Annotated in this window: 19 protein-coding genes; 11 read left to right on the top strand and 8 right to left on the bottom strand. The window is 63.1% G+C overall.

Annotated elements, in window-relative coordinates; translation table 11 throughout:
• Positions 1 to 237 precede the first annotated feature (237 nt).
• From rpoD to CK227_RS16195, 7 genes are all read left to right on the top strand, one after another.
• Positions 238 to 2,262: an RNA polymerase sigma factor RpoD gene (gene rpoD / locus CK227_RS16230; RefSeq protein WP_095773647.1), complete on the top strand. Its 2,025-nt coding sequence runs from the start codon at positions 238 to 240 to the stop codon at positions 2,260 to 2,262.
• Positions 2,263 to 2,445: 183 nt separating this feature from the next.
• A complete protein-coding gene (locus CK227_RS16225; RefSeq protein WP_027047268.1) occupies positions 2,446 to 2,739 on the top strand; it encodes a GYD domain-containing protein in 294 nt (97 codons plus the stop codon).
• A 210-nt stretch (positions 2,740 to 2,949) separates the two neighbouring features.
• Complete coding sequence (locus tag CK227_RS16220) at positions 2,950 to 4,008, top strand: DMT family transporter (protein ID WP_095773730.1); 1,059 nt, start codon at positions 2,950 to 2,952, stop codon at positions 4,006 to 4,008.
• A 13-nt stretch (positions 4,009 to 4,021) separates the two neighbouring features.
• A complete protein-coding gene (locus CK227_RS16215) occupies positions 4,022 to 4,414 on the top strand; it encodes a DCC1-like thiol-disulfide oxidoreductase family protein (protein ID WP_095773648.1) in 393 nt (130 codons plus the stop codon).
• A 154-nt stretch (positions 4,415 to 4,568) separates the two neighbouring features.
• Positions 4,569 to 5,249: a PadR family transcriptional regulator gene (locus tag CK227_RS16210; RefSeq protein ID WP_095773649.1), complete on the top strand. Its 681-nt coding sequence runs from the start codon at positions 4,569 to 4,571 to the stop codon at positions 5,247 to 5,249.
• Between the two features lie 456 nt (positions 5,250 to 5,705).
• Positions 5,706 to 6,347 (top strand): TetR/AcrR family transcriptional regulator, encoded by a 642-nt coding sequence (locus CK227_RS16200; protein ID WP_095773651.1) that lies wholly within the window; start codon positions 5,706 to 5,708, stop codon positions 6,345 to 6,347.
• A gap of 245 nt (positions 6,348 to 6,592) precedes the next feature.
• Positions 6,593 to 7,369, top strand: coding sequence for a TylF/MycF/NovP-related O-methyltransferase (locus CK227_RS16195; RefSeq protein ID WP_095773731.1), 777 nt, complete (start codon positions 6,593 to 6,595; stop codon positions 7,367 to 7,369).
• Between the two features lie 85 nt (positions 7,370 to 7,454).
• On the opposite strand, the gene CK227_RS16190 is transcribed toward CK227_RS16195, so the two are convergent.
• Positions 7,455 to 8,243, bottom strand: a complete 789-nt coding sequence (locus CK227_RS16190) for a CmcI family methyltransferase (protein ID WP_245318153.1) — start codon at positions 8,241 to 8,243, stop codon at positions 7,455 to 7,457.
• A gap of 246 nt (positions 8,244 to 8,489) precedes the next feature.
• On the opposite strand from CK227_RS16190, the gene CK227_RS16185 reads away from it, so the two are divergent.
• Together CK227_RS16185 and CK227_RS16180 are read left to right on the top strand one after the other, a co-directional pair.
• Positions 8,490 to 8,783: an HlyU family transcriptional regulator gene (locus tag CK227_RS16185; RefSeq protein WP_095773652.1), complete on the top strand. Its 294-nt coding sequence runs from the start codon at positions 8,490 to 8,492 to the stop codon at positions 8,781 to 8,783.
• Positions 8,784 to 8,912: 129 nt separating this feature from the next.
• Positions 8,913 to 11,351, top strand: coding sequence for an FAD-dependent oxidoreductase (locus CK227_RS16180; protein WP_095773653.1), 2,439 nt, complete (start codon positions 8,913 to 8,915; stop codon positions 11,349 to 11,351).
• 93 nt (positions 11,352 to 11,444) lie between these two features.
• Here CK227_RS16180 and CK227_RS16175 read toward each other — a convergent pair whose 3' ends face one another.
• Positions 11,445 to 12,335 (bottom strand): LysR family transcriptional regulator, encoded by an 891-nt coding sequence (locus CK227_RS16175; RefSeq protein ID WP_095773654.1) that lies wholly within the window; start codon positions 12,333 to 12,335, stop codon positions 11,445 to 11,447.
• Between the two features lie 103 nt (positions 12,336 to 12,438).
• Between CK227_RS16175 and CK227_RS16170 the strand changes: the two genes are divergently transcribed.
• Positions 12,439 to 13,329 carry an NmrA/HSCARG family protein gene (locus CK227_RS16170; RefSeq protein ID WP_095773655.1) on the top strand — a complete coding sequence of 297 codons (891 nt, stop codon included), beginning with the start codon at positions 12,439 to 12,441 and terminating at the stop codon, positions 13,327 to 13,329.
• A gap of 93 nt (positions 13,330 to 13,422) precedes the next feature.
• Here the strand turns inward: CK227_RS16170 and CK227_RS16165 are convergent, their stop codons facing one another.
• From CK227_RS16165 to CK227_RS16140, 6 genes are all read right to left on the bottom strand, one after another.
• On the bottom strand, positions 13,423 to 13,653 hold the full coding sequence (locus CK227_RS16165; RefSeq protein ID WP_095773656.1) for a hypothetical protein: 231 nt from the start codon (positions 13,651 to 13,653) through the stop codon (positions 13,423 to 13,425).
• A 112-nt stretch (positions 13,654 to 13,765) separates the two neighbouring features.
• On the bottom strand, positions 13,766 to 14,560 hold the full coding sequence (locus CK227_RS16160; RefSeq protein WP_095773657.1) for an ATP-binding cassette domain-containing protein: 795 nt from the start codon (positions 14,558 to 14,560) through the stop codon (positions 13,766 to 13,768).
• Complete coding sequence (locus CK227_RS16155; RefSeq protein ID WP_095773658.1) at positions 14,560 to 15,657, bottom strand: ABC transporter permease; 1,098 nt, start codon at positions 15,655 to 15,657, stop codon at positions 14,560 to 14,562. Before CK227_RS16155 ends, CK227_RS16160 begins: the two co-directional genes overlap by 1 nt.
• 53 nt (positions 15,658 to 15,710) lie before the next feature.
• On the bottom strand, positions 15,711 to 16,667 hold the full coding sequence (locus CK227_RS16150) for a sugar ABC transporter substrate-binding protein (RefSeq protein ID WP_095773659.1): 957 nt from the start codon (positions 16,665 to 16,667) through the stop codon (positions 15,711 to 15,713).
• A gap of 114 nt (positions 16,668 to 16,781) precedes the next feature.
• The gene (iolE, locus tag CK227_RS16145; RefSeq protein ID WP_095773660.1) at positions 16,782 to 17,681 is read right to left on the bottom strand and encodes a myo-inosose-2 dehydratase; all 900 of its coding nucleotides are present in this window, start codon (positions 17,679 to 17,681) and stop codon (positions 16,782 to 16,784) included.
• On the bottom strand, positions 17,678 to 18,796 hold the full coding sequence (locus CK227_RS16140) for a Gfo/Idh/MocA family oxidoreductase (RefSeq protein ID WP_095773661.1): 1,119 nt from the start codon (positions 18,794 to 18,796) through the stop codon (positions 17,678 to 17,680). The genes iolE and CK227_RS16140 overlap by 4 nt, the downstream gene beginning before the upstream one ends.
• A gap of 97 nt (positions 18,797 to 18,893) precedes the next feature.
• Here CK227_RS16140 and CK227_RS16135 point away from each other — a divergent pair, with 97 nt between their 5' ends.
• On the top strand, positions 18,894 to 20,363 hold the full coding sequence (locus CK227_RS16135; protein WP_095773662.1) for a PLP-dependent aminotransferase family protein: 1,470 nt from the start codon (positions 18,894 to 18,896) through the stop codon (positions 20,361 to 20,363).
• The last annotated feature ends 228 nt before the right edge of the window (positions 20,364 to 20,591 follow it).

The raw sequence follows: 20,591 nt of genomic DNA, 5'->3' as shown, positions 1-20,591 counted from the left end.
GGAATCAGGACGATTCGAAACGTTAACCCGCACCCGCGCCGACGGGAAATGAGCGATGTGAGGTACTGGTCACTGGACAGGCAGGCAGCCTGCCACAGATATCAGGGTTAATCTGGACTTAACGATCAATGAAGTTAGTGGCCCGGTGAAGCGCGTTTCAAAACGAGCCTATCCGATTTGACTGGTCCGACAGCTTACGCGGCCCCGATGCCCGGCCGCTAGGAGAAGATAAAAATTATGGCGACTAAGGAAAAGGAAGAGGTCGAGACCGAACGCGAAGGCGCCACCGATGGCCCTCTGCTCGACCTTTCCGATGATGCTGTCAAGAAGATGATCAAGGCCGCCAAGAAGCGCGGCTATGTCACGATGGACGAGCTGAATTCGGTGCTGCCTTCCGAGGAAGTGACCTCCGAGCAGATCGAGGACACGATGGCGATGCTGTCCGACATGGGCATCAACGTCGTCGAGGATGACGAGCAGGGCGAAGAGGCCGAGGCGGGCGACACCGCGGCGGACGCCGAGGAAGACGCCAACGAGCTGGCCGAACAGACCGGCACGGCGGTCGCCGCCACCACAACCAAGAAAGAGCCGACCGACCGTACCGACGATCCGGTGCGCATGTATCTGCGCGAGATGGGCTCTGTCGAGCTGCTGTCGCGCGAGGGCGAAATCGCCATTGCCAAGCGCATCGAGGCCGGCCGCGAGACGATGATCGCGGGCCTGTGCGAAAGCCCGCTGACCTTCCAGGCCATCATCATCTGGCGCGACGAGCTCAACGAATCCAAGATCCTGCTGCGCGAGATCATCGATCTCGAAGCCACCTATGCCGGCCCGGAGGCCAAGCAGGCGCCGGTGGTCGAGCGCATCGAGGAAGCGCCCAAGGCCGAGGAAAAGCCGCGGCGCGGACGCGACGAGGAAGACGACATCACCAATGTCGGCACCGATACGCGCGGCATCGGGGACGATGACGAGGAAGACGAGGACGAAGCGAGCCTGTCGCTGGCGGCGATGGAAGCCGAACTGCGTCCGCAGGTGATGGAGACGCTCGACGTCATCGCCGACACCTACAAGAAGCTGCGCAAGCTGCAGGACCAGCAGGTCGAGAACCGTCTGGCCGCCGCCGGCACGCTGTCGCCCAGCCAGGACCGCCGGCTGAAGGAGCTGAAGGACCAGTTGATCAAGGCGGTGAAGTCGCTGTCGCTCAACACGGCGCGCATCGAGGCGCTGGTCGAGCAGCTCTACGACATCAACAAACGCCTGGTGCAGAACGAGGGCAAGCTGCTGCGCCTCGCCGAAAGCTATGGCGTGCGCCGCGAGGAGTTCCTGAAGGAATATCAGGGTTCCGAACTCGACCCCAACTGGACGCGCGCGATCGGCAACCTGACCTCGCGCGGCTGGAAGGAATTCACCAAGAACGAGAAGGATGCGATCAAGGACCTGCGTGCCGAGATCCAGCATCTGGCCACTGAAACGGCGATCTCGATCCTGGAATTCCGCAAGATCGTCAACCAGGTGCAGAAGGGCGAGCGCGAAGCCGCGATCGCCAAGAAGGAAATGGTCGAGGCCAATCTGCGCCTCGTCATCTCGATCGCCAAGAAATACACCAATCGCGGCCTGCAGTTCCTCGACCTGATCCAGGAAGGCAATATCGGCCTGATGAAGGCGGTCGATAAGTTCGAATACCGCCGCGGCTACAAGTTCTCGACCTACGCGACATGGTGGATCCGGCAGGCGATCACGCGTTCGATCGCCGACCAGGCGCGCACCATCCGCATTCCGGTGCACATGATCGAGACGATCAACAAGATCGTGCGCACCTCGCGCCAGATGCTGCACGAGATCGGCCGCGAGCCGACGCCGGAGGAACTGGCCGAAAAGCTCGCCATGCCGCTCGAAAAAGTGCGCAAGGTGTTGAAGATCGCCAAGGAGCCGATCTCGCTCGAAACGCCGGTCGGCGACGAGGAGGATTCGCATCTGGGCGACTTCATCGAGGACAAGATGGCAATCCTGCCGATCGACGCCGCGATCCAGGCCAATCTGCGCGAGACCACCACGCGCGTTCTGGCCTCGCTGACGCCGCGCGAGGAGCGCGTTCTGCGCATGCGCTTCGGCATCGGCATGAACACAGACCACACGCTGGAAGAAGTCGGCCAGCAGTTCTCGGTCACCCGCGAGCGTATTCGCCAGATCGAAGCCAAGGCATTGCGCAAGCTCAAGCACCCGAGCAGGTCGCGCAAGCTGCGCAGCTTCCTCGACAGCTGAGACATACCGACAGCAAGAACAAAAGGGCGCCCCCTGGCGCCCTTTTTCGTTTGTGACACGCGCTCTTGCGGCTCGCATCCATCGGGAGGATAATTTCCAGGTCGGATGCATTTTCTGGGCGACAACCCGGATGCCCGCCCCGGCGAAGACGCCGTGCTCCGTGGCCCCGGAGGGAGGTGTGCCGTGACAAGCTACATCGTGCTGATGAACTGGACGGAGCAGGGCGCGAAGAATGTGCGGGATTCGCCGAAACGGCTTGATGCCGCCAGGAAACAATTGGGCGACATGGGCGGCTCGTTCAAGGCGTTCTACCTGACGATGGGTGAATACGACATGGTGGCGGTGGTGGAAGCACCCGACGATGCGGTCCTGGCGCGTTTCTCGCTGATGCTGGCGGCCGCCGGCAACATCCGGACGCGGACGCTGAAAGCCTTCCCCGAATTCGCCTACCGCGAGATCATCTCGTCGCTTGGATAGCAGGCGGCAGGGTTCGAAGGCGACGACAAGATACCCGGCCTGACGGCGCTTTGCCGCAGGACAGGACGCTTTGCCGTGATAAACTGCGGCCAGAGGATCGCGATGAAGAAAGTCTCGATACTGGCTGGCAGCCTTGCCTTGATAAGAGTGGGCGCTGTTTCGCGACAACGGATGCACCGAGGCCATGCGCGGCTGTCATAGGGTGAGATGATGTCCGAAACACATTCGCATCTTTGGCCCGGCGTGCCGCTCGCCCTTGGCTCGGCCGCTCTGTTCGGCGCGACGCCGCCGCTTTCCAAGCTGCTGCTCGACGCCGTGAACCCCTTCATGCTGGCCGGCCTGCTCTATCTTGGCGCCGGTCTCGGCCTCGCTCTCTATCGCTTGCTTCGCGGCAGGCAGGCGGCGGCTGGCGAAGCGCAACTGGCCGCCCGGGATATCCCCTGGCTGGCGCTGGCAATCGGCATGGGTGGCATCCTCGCGCCGGTGCTGTTGATGTTCGGCCTCAGCCTCAACACGGCATCCAGTTCAGCGCTGCTGCTCAACCTGGAAGGGTTGGCGACCATGGCGATCGCCTGGCTCGTCTATCGCGAGAATGTCGACCGGCGCCTGCTTTTTGGCGCCTTCGCCATTCTGGCGGGCGCGGTGCTGTTGTCATGGGACGGCGGCGGCGTTGCTTTCAACCCGGGCGCCCTGCTGGTGGCGGGGGCTTGCGTGGCCTGGGGGCTGGACAACAATTTCACGCGCAGGATTTCAGCCACCGACCCCGTGGTGATCGCCATGCTGAAAGGCCTGGTGGCGGGTGCGGCCAATGTCGGATTGGCGCTTGCCGCCGGGGCGTCGTTTCCCACGATGTCGATTGTCGCGGCCACGGCCGCGGTCGGCTTCCTCGGTATCGGCGTCAGCCTGGTGATGTTCATCCTGGCGCTGCGCCATCTCGGGACGGCGCGCACAGGCGCCTATTATTCGCTCGCTCCGTTCATCGGTGCGCTTGTGGCCATCGTCATGCTGGGCGATGCCGTCACTCTCAAACTGGTGATCGCGGGGCTTCTGATGGGTGTCGGCCTGTGGCTGCATCTGTCGGAACGCCATGAGCACGAGCACGACCATGAGGCGCTGGAACATGAGCACAGCCATGCGCATGACGAGCACCACCAGCACGATCATGACGGGCCGGTGAGCGAGCCGCATTCGCACTGGCACCGGCACGCGCCGATGCGCCACCGGCATCCGCATTATCCGGACCTGCATCATCGGCATAGCCACGGCTGAGCATGCCAACATCATGCTCAAGCAAACACCCAAGCCTGAACTGACCGTCTGGTACAACACGCGATGCCCTGTCTGCGATGCGGGCATCAGCCGGCAAAAGCGGCGGCTGATCGAAGCGGTCCAGGCGGGGAGGATCGAGTTTCGCGACATCAATCTGGAGCCGGCGGCGCTTGGCCGTTTTGGCGCTTCGCTGGAAGACATCCGCCGCCGGCTGCACGCCACCGACGCGGCCGGCCGGCTGCTGGTCGGCGCCGATGTCGCGATTGCCATATGGCAAGCGACACCGGGCGAGGGCTGGCTGGCCGCGCTTTTCGGTAATCCGGTTGCCTTGCCGTTGACACGACTTGCCTATGACCGGTTCGCCGACCTGCTCTACGCCTGGAACCGGCGCAAGGGCCGCTGGTAGCCGAACGCATCCAACTCCGTCGTCTGCAACGACAAGACCCGGGAAGGCCGATCCGGCTGGCGGCGCATTCCGATACATCGTAAGATATATCTTGACACCAGCAGGGCAGGTGCCTAATTAAGATATATCGTAAGATAGAACTCAAGGAGCAATCATGCACAGACATAGTCATTTCGGCGAACGCATGTTCATGCACATGGCCGGCAAATTCGGTGGCAGAGGCGGCGGCTTTGGTCCGTTCGGCCACGGCGGCCACGGCGGCCGCGGCGGCGGACGCGGTGGCCCTGGCGACATGTTCCGCGCCGGCCGCATGCTGGCCGACGGCGACCTCAAGCTGATCACGCTTTCGCTGCTGGCCGAGGCGCCGCGCCATGGCTACGACATCATCAAGGCGCTGGAAGAGCGCACAAGCGGCATCTACAGCCCGAGCCCGGGCGTGGTCTACCCGACGCTGACCTTCCTGGAAGAGGCCGGCTATGCCGTCTCGTCGAGCGAAGGCAACAAGAAGGTGTTTTCCATCACCGAGGCCGGGCAGGCGCATCTTGCCGACAATCGCGAGATGATCGACGGCGTGCTCGACCACCTCGAGCGCTTCGGCCGCAAGATGGCCAAGGCGCGCGACTGGTTTGGCTGGAACGATGATGGCGAGGACCGCCGCGGTGGCCGGGGCGGGCGTGGCGAGCGTTCCGAAACGCGCGACGAATTCCGCGCCATCCGCCACCGCCTGCGCGCTGCGCTGGGCGACATCGTCGACGCCCCGGCCGAAAAGCAGGCCGAGGCGATCGCCATTCTAGAAGCCGCGGCGGAAGCGCTGGAAGCGCTGACGCACCGCTGAGGCTCAAAGCACGGTGCTGGTGGCGACCTCGCAAGACCTGGGTTCCTCGCCCCCATGAAATGGGGGAGAGGTGGCCGCGAAGCGGTCGGAGAGGGGGCTGCGGCGCTGGCAAGTTTTCTCAGACCTCATTAAAGGTCGAGCCATTCCCCTCTCCGTCTCGGCTTCGCCGAGCCACCTCTCCCCCACTCCCGTGGGGGCGAGGAACCCAAGTTCTGCAAGGCACAAAAAAGCCCGGGGCGCCCCGGGCTTTTTTGCGTCAGCGCGGATGCGGATCATTCCTTGCAGACATACCCGCTGATCAGCTTTTCGTTGCGGGCCTTCTCGATCTTGGCGGTCATCTCGGCCGAAAGGCATTCGTTTTTGAACACTGTTCACGAAATCCCGGATGTGGTAGACGGAGGGACGATCGTGGTTCGAAACAGCCGGGCCGAGGGCACGGCATCCATGAGGACAAGCATGGCGCTGGACAGGGAAGAAACAGGCGAGCGGGTGCTGGCGATTGCCGAGGCGCTGCTCAACGAGGGCGGCATGGACAATCTGAAGGCCAGGACCATCGCCGAGCAGGCGGGCGTTTCGGTCGGCTCGGTCTACAATCTGTTTTCCGACCTCGACGGGGTGCATCGTGCCGTCAACATGCGGCTGCTCGACCGGCTGGGCGCGGCAGGGGCGGCGGCGATGGCCGATCTTGCCCAGCGCGGCATCACCGATGTGCGCCAGCGCCTGCTGGCACTGGCCGGCGCCTATGTGCGCTTCGTCGAGGCGCATCCGGGCAGCTGGCCGGCGCTGCTCGCCTTCAACAGGCGGCGCCTGGCACTGACCGAGCCGGCTGCCTATGAGGCGCGGCTCGACCAGCTGTTCGAGATCATTGCCGGCGTGCTCGCCGGCGGCGACTTCGACCTTGACGACGATACGCGCCGGATAGCCGCGCGCACATTGTGGTCAAGCGTGCATGGCATCGTCACCAGCGGCTACGCCGGCAGGTCCGTTCGCCGGCAGGCCGACGAGATCGACCGGCAGATCGAACTGCTGGTCGCCGTCTTCATCAGGGGGCTGGAACGCGGCGGCACATTCGCGCATGCTGGGACAACAGCGTCGTGAAATCGAAACGTTGAAGGCTTGCAGGCCTTCGGCAAGCCAAGCTGAAGGCCGGCGCCTTGACAGACCTATGAGCCACCGGCCTTGCAATAGACGGTCTTCGTCTGCTCACCATTGTCAACTCGTTCCGGATCGGCTGCATTCCAAACGCTCGCGCAGGACATCGTCCTGAGCAATTGGCTTGACGTTGAGGGTTGACGCGTCGCGCGGATTCGCGAACGTGGCAGATCGGAGCAATGAAGGGCCGGATGATGACGACAGTCAACGATTCAACTCCAGCAGCGCGGGAATTGTATCTTGATCTCCTGATCAGGATATTGCCCAACACGATTTACCAGGATCCCGCGATCAACCCGGAGGTTCAGCCGATGGTGGTCGAGCCGTTCAACCCGAAAACCCGCGCGATCGGCAAGGATTGGCCAACGCAGGCTCACACGATGGTCGGCCAGGCGCGTCTCGAGAGCTTGCGCAATCTATCACAGCAGGTGCTGGACGACGGCATCGTTGGCGACTTCATCGAAACGGGCGTCTGGCGCGGTGGCTGCTGCATCCTGATGCGCGGCGTTCTTGCCGCGAACCAGATCCACGACCGCAAGGTCTATGTCGTGGACTCGTTCGCCGGCCTGCCGGCGCCAAACGAAGAGCTCTATCCCTGGGATACCGGGTGGAACCTTAACGTGTTCAAGGAACTGGCCGTCTCGCTGGAGACGGTCAAGGACAATTTCTCACGCTATGGGCTGCTCGACGAGCAGGTCGTGTTCGTAGAAGGGATGTTCAGCGACACCCTGCCGTCGCTGTCGGCCGGGCCGTTCGCGCTGCTGCGGCTCGACGGCGATCTTTACGAGTCGACCATTGTGGCGCTGAATTCCCTTTACCCCAAATTGTCCCAGGGCGGTGTTGTCATCATCGACGATCGCGCTCTCGATCCATGCCAGCGCGCGGTGATCGATTTTCGCGATCAACACGGCATCACGGCACCGATGCAGGAGGTCGACTGGACCGGATCCTGGTGGCGCAAGGAGTGAGAGTATTTTCCTTTTACGCAATTCCCAAGGGCAAGCGCTAAGCGCTTTTCCCGGGAAAACCGCTTCACACTTTTCTGCAATTGCTCTAGCGAACGCGACGGAGATAGCCGTTGACGTTCCAGGTCACATTGGTGCCGAAGTGGTCGCAAAGGCCGGTATCGATTTCATAGTCCTGCCCACGATCGCGCAAGAACAGCTCGACCGCACGGCGTGGGCCGCCCATCAGCTTGGCGACAAATTCTGGACCATAAAGATCGTCGACAATACCGTCCTCGACGGCAATATACTCTCCCGCAACCAGCCAACGATCGAAGAAGCGCAGCACGGCGAGCGTCGTCTCGCAATGATGGTCCGCATCCTCGATGACGAACATCGGTCTGGGGAGGCTCTCGATCAGATCCGCCGGTAAGGTTGCCGCCAGGTCGCGACCGTCGCCACGATGAAACGTCACGCCCGGCACGCTGATCGAGGGCGGCGTGATGTCGATCGAGTGAATGACGCAGTCGACGCCGAAGCTGCGCATGATATCGGCAAACCAGAGCGCGCTGCCGCCCCATTTGGAGCCGATCTCGATCAATGTCCTGGGCTTCTGCTGCCAAAGCAGCATTTGGTACAGCGCCAGATCGAATGGATTTTTGTAGGTGGGCACGCCCTTGTAGGTGTAGCGCAAGGTGCCGTCTTGAATCGTCGCAAGCGGTACACCAAGCAATGCGCTTCCGGTGGCAAGACGTTCAATCATACGGTTGTCCTTCAAGCCGACGTCAAACCCGATTATGCGGTATGCCGCTGCGACACAGCGTGAGCGGGTCGGTTGGCGGTTCAGAAGATACTTGCCGAAGCCGGTGTAGCAACGGGGTCGCAACTCGCTGGTCATGAACGGCTTACTGGTACGAAATATCGCCACCCATATTCAAGGACATTCATGGCACGCAGCGGTATATTGCCGATCGTGATTGAATTCCCATGCGCCTCCCGCAACGCAGAACCGGTCGTCAGGACAGCGGCGGAACAGTGAGAGGGGGCTGGAACGCGGCGGCACATTCGCGCATGCTGGGACAACAGCGTCGTGAATCGCGGACAGGCAGGCCGCGATCGCAGGGCGAACAAGGAGATTTGAGCCATGTCTTTTCTGAAACGTCTTTTCGGCGGTGGCGGCGGTGAAGCGGCCGAGGCCAAGAGTGCCGCACCCGCCAAGCAGGTCGAGCACAAGGGTTTCCTGATCAGCGCTACACCCTACAAGAACGATGGCCAGTACCAGACCTGCGGTATCGTCTCCAAGGAGATCGACGGCGTGGTGAAGGAGCACAAATTCATCCGCGCCGACCGCTTCGCCGGCCTCGACGACGCCGTCGACATCTCGATCAAGAAGGGCATCCAGCTGGTCGATGAACAGGGCGAGCGGATTTTCGGCTAGGACTCGGCCACGTGGAGCCTGCATAAATCCAGCTTATCATCACCCCTAGTTTTTGAAGACGTTACAGGGTCTTTCGCCGTCTGTAGCTTCGACCCTACACATTGGAAATGACTGGGATTTGGTGGGTCGATGCAGACACATGCGCGGGTGGTGATTGTTGGCGGCGGGTGCGTCGGCGCGGGCATCCTCTACGGCCTGGCCAAGCGCGGCTGGACCGACGTCGCGCTGCTCGAACGCACGCAGCTGACGGCCGGCTCGACCTGGCATGCGGCGGGCCTCGTCCCGTCCTATGCCCGCAACATCAATATCGGCCGGATGATCAACAAGACCATCGAGATCTATGAAGGGCTGGAGGCCGAGACCGGACAGCCGGTCGGCTGGCACAAATGCGGCCAGTTGCGGATCGCCAATTCCAGGGACCGGCTCGACGAATACAAGAGCTATATGAGCGTGGCCGATGTTCAGGGCATGCGGGCGCATTTGCTGTCGCCGGCGGAGGCGAGGGCGCTCTGCCCGCTTCTCGACAACAAGCATATGCTCGGCGCGCTCTATCATCCCGACGACGGCCATATCGCGCCGGCCGACGTGACCCATGCCATGGCCAAGGGCGCGCGGGATCTGGGTGCCAGGATCCACCTGAACACGGAGGTCACCGGCTTTCAGCGGACCGCCGGCGGCGAATGGCGGGTCACCACCAACAAGGGCGACATCATTTGCGAACATGTGGTCTGCGCCACCGGCAATTACGCGCGCCAGACCGGCGCGCTGCTCGGCCTCGACATCCCCGCCATCCCGATCCTGCACCAGTACTGGATCACCGAGCCCGTGCCGGAGATCGTCGAGCGCAAAAAGCAGGGACGTGCCGAAATGCCGATCCTGCGCGACGAGGGTTTTGAAGGCTATCTGCGCGAGGAAGGCGACGGCTTCATGTTCGGGCCCTACGAGCGCACCGAACACCTCAAGCTGTTCGCAGAGGACGGCGTTCCCGCCTGGTTCGGCGCCGACCTCGTCGAAGAGGATTTCGAGGCGGTGTCGTGGAACTGGGAGCAGGCAACGCAGCTCGTGCCGGCGCTGGGACGTGCCGGGATCAAGGCCAATGTCCGCGGTCCCTTCCAGATGACGGCGGACGAGCTTCCGCTGATGGGACCGGCCTGGGGCCTGCCCAATGTGTGGCTGGCCGAGGGCGTGCCGGGCGGCATATTGTGGGGCGGCACGATCGGCTATTACCTGTCGGAGCGGATCGTCGAGGGCGGCAACAGCCTCGACACTTCCGATCTCGATCCGCGCCGCTTCGGCGACTATGCCAACAAGGCCTGGACGCGCGAGAAGGTCCGCGAGGCCTGGGGCACGCATGCCAAGCAGAAATATCCGGGACAGGACATGCCCGCCGCCCGCCCGCAGAAGACCGCGCCGTCCTATGCGCGGCTGACCGAACTGGGTGCGGTCTGGGGCGTGCTCAACGGCTGGGAAATGCCGAACTGGTTCGCGCCCAAGGGCGTCGAGGCCAAGGACCAGTACAGCTGGCGCTGGACTGAAAAGGGCGTCTTCGTCGGCGAGGAGGTGCAGGCGGTGCGCAACGCCGTCGGCCTGGTCGAGATGACGCCGATGACCAAGTTCGAAGTATCGGGGCCAGGCGCGGCCGCCTGGCTCGACACGATCCTCGCCAACCGCCTGCCGGCGACCGGCCGGGCGGTGCTGGCGCATCACCTTACCGCTGCCGGCGGCGTGCAGGCCGAATATATGGTGGCTCGCCTTGGCGACGACAGTTTCTACCTGATTTCGACGCCGCGCGCGGAACGCTGGAATTTCGACGATCTCTCAAGGCTGCTTCCCGCCGACGGCAGCGTCAGCCTGAAGAACGTCACCAACGAGCGCGGTTGCTTCACGGTCGTCGGGCCGAAAGCGCGAGACGTGCTGCAACCACTCACCGAGATCGACCTGTCGAATGCGGGCTTTCCCTGGTTCGGTGTGAAGACCGGCAGCGTGGCGCTTGCCAGCGACGTGCGGCTGCTGCGCGTCAACTACGAGGGTGAACTCGGCTGGGAACTCTACCATCCGATGGCCCACCAGCGGCAATTGCTCGACGCGATCCTGAGAGAGGGCGAGAAGCACGGCATGCGGCTCGTCGGGCTGCATGCGCTGGAATCGCTGCGGCTGGAGAAATCCTACCGCGCCATGTATCGCGACATGAATCCCGAACTCAACGCGCTGGAGAGCGGGCTCGAGCGCTTCATCCGCCTCGACAAGGGCGATTTCGTCGGCCGCGACGCGGTCGTGAAATACAAGGCGAGGAGCGACCAGCGCCGGTCGGTGACGCTCAGAATAGAAACCGACGGCGCCAGCACGCTTGCCAGTGAAGGGCTGTACATCGGCGGCGAACTGGTCGGCCGCATCACATCGGGCGGCTATGGCTACACGCTCGGCCACGATGTGGCGCTGGCGCTGCTTCCCGAGCGTCTCGGCACGCCCGGCACGAAGCTCGACGTCGCCATTCTGGGGGAATGGAAGACCGCTGAGGTCATCGCGGATTCGCCCTATGATCCCTCTTCGGCCAGGGCGCGGATGTAACGCGCAGCAGTGGTGAGCGAAGGTATTGGGGGACGCTTCCAGCTTCCGTTTTTTTTGCATAGGACTGTCGGCGCCCGAAAGCGGCTTCGGCCATCACTTGCCGATGTAGGCGGCCAGTTCGTCCGGCGTCCCATTTGGGAAAGCCTGTTTTAGAAAGTCCAAGAACGCCGACACTCGCGCGCTGAGCAGCCGGCGCGATGGATAGAGCGTCCAAATCGAGATTTCGGGACCGTCAATATCCCCCCAATTCACCAGTGTCCCGTCAGCCAAGTCGTGGCTCACCAACGAAATGGGAAGACGTCCTGCACCGACGCCGGCTCGCACGGCATCCCGGACCGCGATGAGCGTTGACAGAACGAGGACCGGCTCGATTGTAATCGTTGACCGGCCACCGGGTGTCTTCACGTGCCATGTTTGCAGTTCGCCTGCTCCGCGCGCAACGCCAGGAGCGGCACGCTCACCGGTCGTGCGAGGCAGGTCGGGGTTCGCCACAACAACCAGACGATCGCGGAGAAACGCCCGTCCGACCAGGCTTTCGTCGGGATCTGGATTGACCCGGATTACCAGGTCGTAGCCTTCTTCGATCATGTCGACAGGCCGGTCCTCGGTCGTCACCTCGAGTTTCACCGCCGGATACTTGAGGGCAAATCCCGCGGCGATCCTCCCCATTGCCGTCTGCGAAAAATGTAAAGGTGCGCTGATCCGCAATCTCCCCTTGGGTCTCTGAGCGCCCGAGGCAATCGCCGAAGCCGTCTCGTCCAGTTCGGCAAGCAACGCCCCCGTCCGCTCGAAGAGCGCCCGTCCTTCTTCGGTGAGCTTCAGGTTGCGCGCACCCCGTTCAAACAGGCGCAGATCAAGACTGCTTTCCAACTCTCCAACGCGCCGGGACAGCGTTGCCTTGGGCCGGCCGGTGGCCCTTGCCGCTTTGCCGAAGCCACCATGGCGGGCGACGAGATTGAAATCGGCGAGCGCAAGAAGATCCATTGGTGTTCCACCAGTGAGACGGTGCGTCTAGAGTTTCCGTCTATTGGGCTCTCAGTGAGCCACACATATTGGAGGTGTCAAGCAACCCAACAGGAGAAATTTCATGACCATTCTCGTTACCGGCGCCACAGGCAATATTGGCCGCCAAGTCGTCGAACACCTCGTCAAGCGCGGCGCCGATGTCCGTGCTCTCGTCCGCGATCCGTCGAAAGCCAGCTTCCCGGCAGGCGTATCCGTCGTGCAAGGCGACTTTCTCGATGTCGATTCGCTGCGCAAAGCCATGTCTGGCGTTTCCACTCTTTTCCTCTTGAACGCCGTGGTGCCGGACGAATTCACCCAAGCTTTGATCGCACTGAACGTCGCCCGATCGGCCGGCATCGAGCGGCTCGTCTATCTTTCGGTGCTCCACGCTGACGTCTATGTGAACGTGCCGCATTTCGCCGGCAAGTTCGGCGTCGAGCGAATGATCGAGCAGATGGACTTCAAGGCTACGATCTTGCGCCCGGCCTACTTCATCCAGAACGATCTGATGATCGAAGACGTTATCACCGGCTACGGCACCTACCCAATGCCGATCGGGGCCAAGGGTCTTGCCATGATCGACGTGCGTGATATCGCTGAGATCGCCGCCCTTGAGCTGCTGCGCCGCGAACAGTCCGCAGAGCCGCTTGCGCTCGACCGGATCAACCTCGTCGGTCCGCAGACACTGACTGGGACGGATATCGCCGCAATCTGGTCAGACGTGCTTGCCCGCCCGATCCACTACCGCGGCGACAATACAGAGGGCTTTGAGCAAAATCTCAAGCAGTTCTTGCCCGCCTGGATGGCCTACGACATGCGCTTGATGGGCGAGCGCTTCTTCACCGACGGGATGCTGCCCGAGGCCGGCGACGTCGAGCGCCTGACTGCGCTTCTGGGCCGCCCACTGCGCCCATATCGTGACTTCGCCTCAGCGATCGCTGGTTCGCGGGCGATAGAGTCGGCGGCGAGCTGAGGAGTAAAATCGGCGCAGACGTCATTGCTGGACTGCACAATAGCAAGCTTACACGGGGGTAGGCGAGAGAGGCGAATACTCCGTTCGGGGCTCTTAATCCGAAAAACTCACACTGACGCCGCGCTGGCGAAAATAGGCCTGCATCAGCTTGCGGCCCGAGCGGTTGTTTTGCGCCAGCTTGGTCGGATCGAACACCGCCTGTTTCATCCCCTCGCGTGCCAGCGCGGCCTTGAGCGTCGCGATATGTGCGTCGATGTCGGCATTGTCCGCCCGAAGCGATGCATAGATATTCTCGGTCGCCTCGGCCACGGTCGGTTCGCTCACAGCTGTCGTCCTCTTGTTGATTGGGCGGCGGCTTAGCACAGATTCGCGGCTGCGCGATACCAACGCGTACCGGCCAGACTGGTCAGCCACAGGCATCCGATCAGCGCGGCGCCTAAGCCTGGCCGCTCCTGGCCGACTTCGTCAGTTCCTGTTCCAGGTCCACCAGTTCCTTGCCGCCGGCCATCAGGTTGAGCAGCTGGTCGCGGGTGATTTCGCCCTTGGCGTAGGTGCCGGTGCTTCTGCCGCGCTTCAACAGCGTGAAGCGGTCGCCGACGACATAGGCGTGGTGGACGTTGTGGGAAATGAAGATGACGCCGATGCCGCGCGCCTTGGACTGCACGATGAGCTTCAGCACCACGGATGCCTGGTGGACACCCAACGCCGAGGTGGGCTCGTCGAGGATCAGCACCTTGGCGCCGAAATAGACGGCGCGCGCTATGGCCAGGCATTGCCGTTCGCCGCCCGACAGCGTGCCGACCGGCTGTTCGGGATCGCGCAGCTGGATGCCCATCGCCGACATTTCGTCGTAGGCGGTGCGGTTGGCGAATTCGGCGTCGAACTGGCTGATCGGGCCGAACTTGCGCATCGGCTCGCGCCCGAGGAAGAAGTTGCGCGCCACGCTCATCAGCGGCACCAGCGCCAGATCCTGGTAGACGGTCGCGATGCCGCTGTCGCGCGTATCGGCGGGCGAGGCGAACCTTGTGGGCTTGCCCTGGACGCGGATTTCGCCCTCGTCCGGCGAGTAGACGCCGGACAGGGTCTTGATCAGCGTCGACTTGCCGGCGCCATTGTCGCCGAGCAGGCAATGCACCTCGCCGGGGCAGACATCGAAGGACACGTCCTTCAGCGCCACGACCGAGCCGAAATACTTGCTGACCGACTTCAGTTCGACATAGGGCTCGGCCATCACCGGCTCCTCATGGCGCGGTTGCGCACATAGCTGTTGAACAGCACCGCGATGACCATCATGGCGCCCATGAACAGCTTGAACCAGTCGGTGTCGATGCCGGTGTAGAAGATGCCCATCTGCACCACGCCGAAGATCAGGGCGCCGAACATGGCGCCGATGGCCGACCCGTAGCCGCCGGTGAGCAGCGTGCCTCCGATGACGACGGCGATGATGGCCTCGAATTCCTTCTGCGTGCCGCGCAGCGTGTCGGCGGAGCCGGTGACCAGCACCTGGACCGCCGCGAACAGGGCGGCCGCGAGTGCCGTCATGACGAACAGTGTGATCTTGGTGCGCGCCACCGGCACGCCGAGATTGCGCGCGGCATTGGCTTCGCCGCCGGCTGCAAAAATCCAGTTGCCGAAGCGGCTGCGCGTCAAGAGCCAGGTGCAGGCCAAGGTCAGCGCGATCCACCACACGATCGACACCGGAATGCCCGATATCGACGGCATTCCGTCAGCCCGCTTGCCGATCAGGCCGAGATCGGAAAGCCAGGCGATCAGGCCGGTGAACACCTGGCCGGAGAACAGGCTGTTGAGGGGATCGTTCCGCGCCAGCTCGTGCACGCCCGACACCTGGGTCCGCCCTGAAATGCCGCGCGTGAGGCCGAGCGTCAGGCCGCGCAGCATGAACAGGCTGCCGAGCGTCACGATGAAGGAAGGCAGGCCGGTCCTGACGACCGCGAGCCCGTTCAGCGCGCCAATGCCGCCGCAGACGGCGAAGGTGAACAGCAGCGAAAGCCAGATCGGCCATCCCCAGAACACGGCAGGGATGGCGATGAGGATGCCGGCAAAGCCGATCATCGAGCCGACCGACAGATCGAACTCGCCGGCAATCATCAGCAGGGCCACGGGTGCGGCGAGAATGCCAAGCTGGGCCGAGACTTCGAGGAAGTTGACGATGCCCTTGGCGCTGAAAAGCCCCGTGCTTCCCGCCGTGATGGCGAAGAACACGAAGACCAGCACGGTGCCGGCGGCCGCGCCAAGCTCCGGCCTGCTTAGCAGGCGGCTGAGGCGTGAGACGGACCGGACCCGCTCGTCGCGAATCTCTGAAACCATGGCTGCTTGCCCTCAAGAGTGTAGCGGCCGGGGCGTGGCCCCGGCCGCCTGTGTTAGCGCTTGCCTTGTTTCGACAGCTCGATGACCGAGGCGGCAGTATCCTTGGTGACGAAGCCTGGGCCGGTCGGATAGTCGGCGATCGGCATGATCTTGTACTTCTTCCAGAGATCGAACATCGCGACCGGGATGTAGCCCATGGCGTATTGCTGGGCGTCGATGCCCCATTCCATCTTGCCGCCGACGACGGCCTGCAGGATCGTGGGGGAAAGGTCGAACGTGCCGGTCTTCACCTTGCCCGAGAGGCCCAATTCATCAAGCGCGGCCAGCGTCGGTTCGGCACCGCTGGCACCGACGGCGAGGATGAACTGTGTATCGGCATGAGCGGTCATGTAGGCGATCACGCGGTTCTTCATTTCGGTCGGGTCGATGACGCCGTTCATCACCGGCACGTCGACGCCCAGACCCTTGGCGAAGCCGGCGCAGCGGTCGTCGAGGCTCGAATTGCCGACCTCGTGGTTGGCGCAGACCGCCTTGGTGAGGCCGAGCGCCTTGATGCGCTCGCCGGCCATGACGCCCGCCTGGAATTCATCCTGCCCCATGAACAGCAGGCCGCCAAGGTCATGGGTGAGTTTCGAGCCGCCGGAATCGATGACGATCACCGGGATGCCGGCGGCGACGGCGTTCTTGACCGGAGTTGTAAGGGCGGCCGCATCGGGGATCGAAACAACCATGCCGTCGGGCTTCGAGGCCGCGATGGCGTCGATCATCTGCCCCATCTTAGCCATGTCGAAGGTTTCGGGCGCCAGATATTCGGCCTTGACGCCGAGCGTCTTGGCGGCATCGTCCATGCCGTTCTTGACGACCGACCAGTAGGGGTCGCCGCTCTGGCCGTGGGTGACGAACACCACCCGCGTTTCGTCGGCGGCCGCAAGGGTCGTGGCCGCCGCCATCATCGTGAAGCCGGCCAGCAGGCCGAGCGCGGGCTTTATTAATTTCGCAAGCGAAAACATAACAACCTCCTGTTTGTTTTCCGCCGCCGCAATTACGGTCGGCAGTCCAGTTGCCCCTTCATTCCAGTTTCATTCCTCAGCACTGGTTTCCTGGAGGCCGAATAGTGGCCTCGATCACTCCATGACGGTAAATCCAACCTCTTTCGCCATGCGCGACAGGTTCTTGAATCCCATCGTCGCATAGGTCAGCGGATTGGCCTTGTTGGGGTCCTGCTCGGCCTCGACGACCAGCCAGCCGCTGTAACCATTGTCGGCCAGCACGCGCAGAATGGCGGGATAGTCGATGAAGCCGTCGCCGGGCACGGTGAAGATCCCGTCCATGACCGCGCCCATGAAACTCATGTCCTCGGCGCGGGCACGCTCGAGCACAGTCTTGCGGGCGTCCTTGCAGTGCACATGCACGACGCGTTTGACCTGCGCCTTGATCAAGGCGAGCGGGTCGCCGCCCGAAAATATCGAATGGCCGGTGTCGTAAAGCAGGCCGACCGCTTCGCCGGTATGCCGCATCAGCAGGCCAACCTCGGCATCGGTCTCGACGATGGTCCCCATATGGTGATGAAAGGCCATGCGCACGCCGAACTCCGCCATTCTTTCGGCGAGTGCCGTGAGCTTGCGGCCATAGGCCGGCCATTCTTCCGGGCTCAGGGCCGGGCGTTGAGAGATCGGTCCCCAGATGGCGTTGTGGCGCCCGCGCGAGGTGTCGGCATAGACGACATGGGTCGAGCCCATATCCTTCAAGAGCTGGAGATGCGGCGTGATCGCATCCATCTCGGCGCCAATATCCTTCTCGTCGCAGCGGCCATCATACCAGCCGGAAATCACCGCGAGGCCATAGCGGTCCATGATCGGCCTGAGCTCGGCCGACCGGCGCGGAAACTTGCCGCCGAGTTCGGTGCCGGCGTAGCCGGCCTGCCTGGTTTCGCTGAGGCAGACTTCAAGCGGCGTATCGCCGCCGAGTTCCGGCACGTCGTCATTGGTCCAGGTGATCGGATTGATGCCGATGCGAACCGTCACGGGCGAGCTCCTGATTGCTTCGATTGGGCAAGGTGGTGGCGGGTCAGCCCAGCCAGCAGCGTCATGTCGCGGCGCGCCTGCTCGGCAGTGTTGCGCACGGTTGAGCCTTCGACGATCGCCGACCAGAAGCCCTTCAACTCCTCGACGAAAGCCTCTTCATAGCCGCTGCGGATGTCGCGGCTGGAAAGCGTGTGGCCGTCGGCGCCGCGGATGGTCAGCCGCGTCGGCTGGTGGTTGAGATAGGGCGAGGGAAATTCCAGCTCGAGGGAGGCATCATCGAAATGGAGCGTGATGCGCTCGCGGTAGTCGGGCAGCCCCGGCGTGGCGACATGGACCATGGTCCACAGGGCCTGGCCGTCGAGCAGCCGCACGGCGCCCTGGCCGCCTTCGCCTTTGGCGAAGAACGAGGCGCCGACGATTTCACCGTCGGCGACGCCGAGCGCATCGAGCAAGCCATGGACGGCGTTCACATCATGGACGATCGACGAAGAATAGGCGCCGACAAAGCCCCGAAAGGCCTCGGGATCGTCGATCCCGGGCACCGCGCGGTCGACCTGCTCGCGCTGCCTGGCTTCGGTCGAGGCAATCAGTTCCGCCGCGACGTCGTCGCCCCGGCAAGTGGAGGCGTGCCGGATGAAGGGCCAGGCGTCGGGATCGTTGACCTCGACCGAAATGTAGCGAAGCGTCCGCGCCGTACCGGGCAGCAAGTTCAGCGCCGCCTCGTAGCTCGGGTCGAAACGCTTCATATAGCCGACCTGGAGCACCTTTCCGGCGCGATCCCTGGCGGCGATCAGTTCGTCGATGTCCTGCGCGCCATAGCAAAGCGGCTTTTCGCAGAAGACATGCAGGCCCCTGGCAAAGGCGGCGAGGCTCTGTTCGCGGTGCAGCGCATCCGGCGAAGCGATGACCACGGCGTCAAGCGGCATGGCGAGCAGCGCGTCGAGATCGGAAAATGTTTCGAGGCCGAATTCCTCTGCGACGAAAGCGCGGACTTTTCGCGACGGATCGTAGACGCCAAGGATCTTGAACTGCCGGTGCAGCTTGAGCAGGTTCGGAATGTGCTCGACCTGGGCGACGCCGCCCGCCCCGATCACTCCCACCCTTATGCACTGCATCGGCCAGCCCCATCTGAACCCGAACGCTTTTTTCTTGAGGGTAGGCCTCCTTTGGTTCCATTGTTAGAACCAGATTCCATTGATTTTTGGGAACCAGATGAAGACCAGCTTTCCCGTCGACGGCATTGCCCTGGATCGCGACAGTCCCGCCAATCTGCACCGGCAGCTCTATGTCCAGTTGCGCGGCCTGATCGAACGGCGCGTGCTGCCGAGCGGGCACGCACTGCCCTCGACACGGGTCATGGCGCGGGATCTGAATGTCGGACGCAACACGGTGATTGCCGCTTGCGACCAGCTGGCGCTGGAGGGTTATCTGGCGATACGTCCGCGCCGACCCTCGGTGGTGATGGATCTGCCGACGCGTTCGGCAGTTGCCGAACAAATGTCGGTCGAGGACGCCAATCCGCTATCGCGGCGCGGCCAGACCATGCTTGCCCAACCCTATCATCATGGCCGGCCGGGTATGCTTGCCTTCCATCCCGGCATGCCGGACCCGGACAATTTTCCGTTCAACACCTGGTCGAAACTGCTCAGCCGCCGCGCGAAGTTCGCCCATATCGATCTTTTCGGCACCTATCACGTCAAGGGCTATCCGCCGCTCTGCGAGGCCATAGCGCGCTATCTCACCGCCTCGCGCGGGGTGAAGTGCACCGCCGAGCAGATCGTCGTGACCAATGGCGCACAGTCGGCGTTCGATCTCCTGGCCCGGCTGCTGATCGATGACGGCGACACGGTGTGGATGGAGGAGCCTGGCTATTACGGCGCCGGCTCGGCATTCGTCTCGGCCGGCGCGAACCTGGCGCCGCTGCGCGTCAGCAACGCGGGCTGGAATCTCGATCCGCCCGATGTCGTGCCCCGCATGATCTTCGTGACGCCCTCCTGCCATCACCCGCTCGGCATAACCATGCCGATGGAACAGCGGCTCAATCTGCTGCACATGGCCGAGACCTGGCGTTCGTGGATCATCGAGGACGACTATGACGGCGAATACCGGTTCCAGGGCCAGCCCATTCCGGCACTGCAGGGCATCGGCGCGTCGAACCGCGTGGTCTATGTCGGCACTTTCGCCAAGATCCTTTTCCCGGCCATGCGGCTGGGCTTCATGGTGGCGCCCAAGGCGATCGACCATACGATCGTCTCGGCGCTGAGCGTGAGCGGCCAGTTCGCCCCCTTGCTGACCCAGGCCGCGCTGGCGGACTTCATGAATGAGGGGCATTTCACCCGCCATCTCAGGCGCATGCGGCGGCTCTACGCGGAGAGACGGCAGTTCTTCCTGGAAAGCGCTCAACGGCACCTCGGGGAATGGCTGGATTTCCATGCGACCGAATCCGGCATCCAGGTTGTCGGCATTTTCCGCGACAGATGCAGCGACAGGGCGGTTGCCGAGGCGGCGCTCCAGCAAGGCATCAACGTGTCGGCCCTGTCGATCCAGTACCGCCACGGCACACAGCAGAACGGCCTTGTCATGGGCTTCGCGGCCGCCGATGCGCAGACGACCGAAAGGACGATGCAGAAGTTTCGCACCGTGCTGCAAAGCCATTTTTCGCGAATGAATGATCCCGGGTAAGCAACTGGGATTATTCGCTTAAGCGTTGCTCGTGCTGGTGGGCGGTGCTAGCCCAGATCGGCCATCTGTGCCCGACAGCGCACCTCGTCGATCGGCCTGCCAAGCGCGGCGAAGTGTGTGGCTGCTTTCTTGAACGCCGCCACGGCCCGGGTTTTGTTACCCCTCGGCTCCAGCCGCAAAGCTCGCTGGTTTGGGCATTGACCTTCGACGAAGGCGGGCGCCGATGGG

Origin of the sequence: Mesorhizobium sp. WSM4308 (assembly GCF_002294905.1) — a bacterium.
Lineage (GTDB): Bacteria > Pseudomonadota > Alphaproteobacteria > Rhizobiales > Rhizobiaceae > Mesorhizobium.
This window is presented reverse-complemented; position numbering and strand designations above follow the sequence as displayed.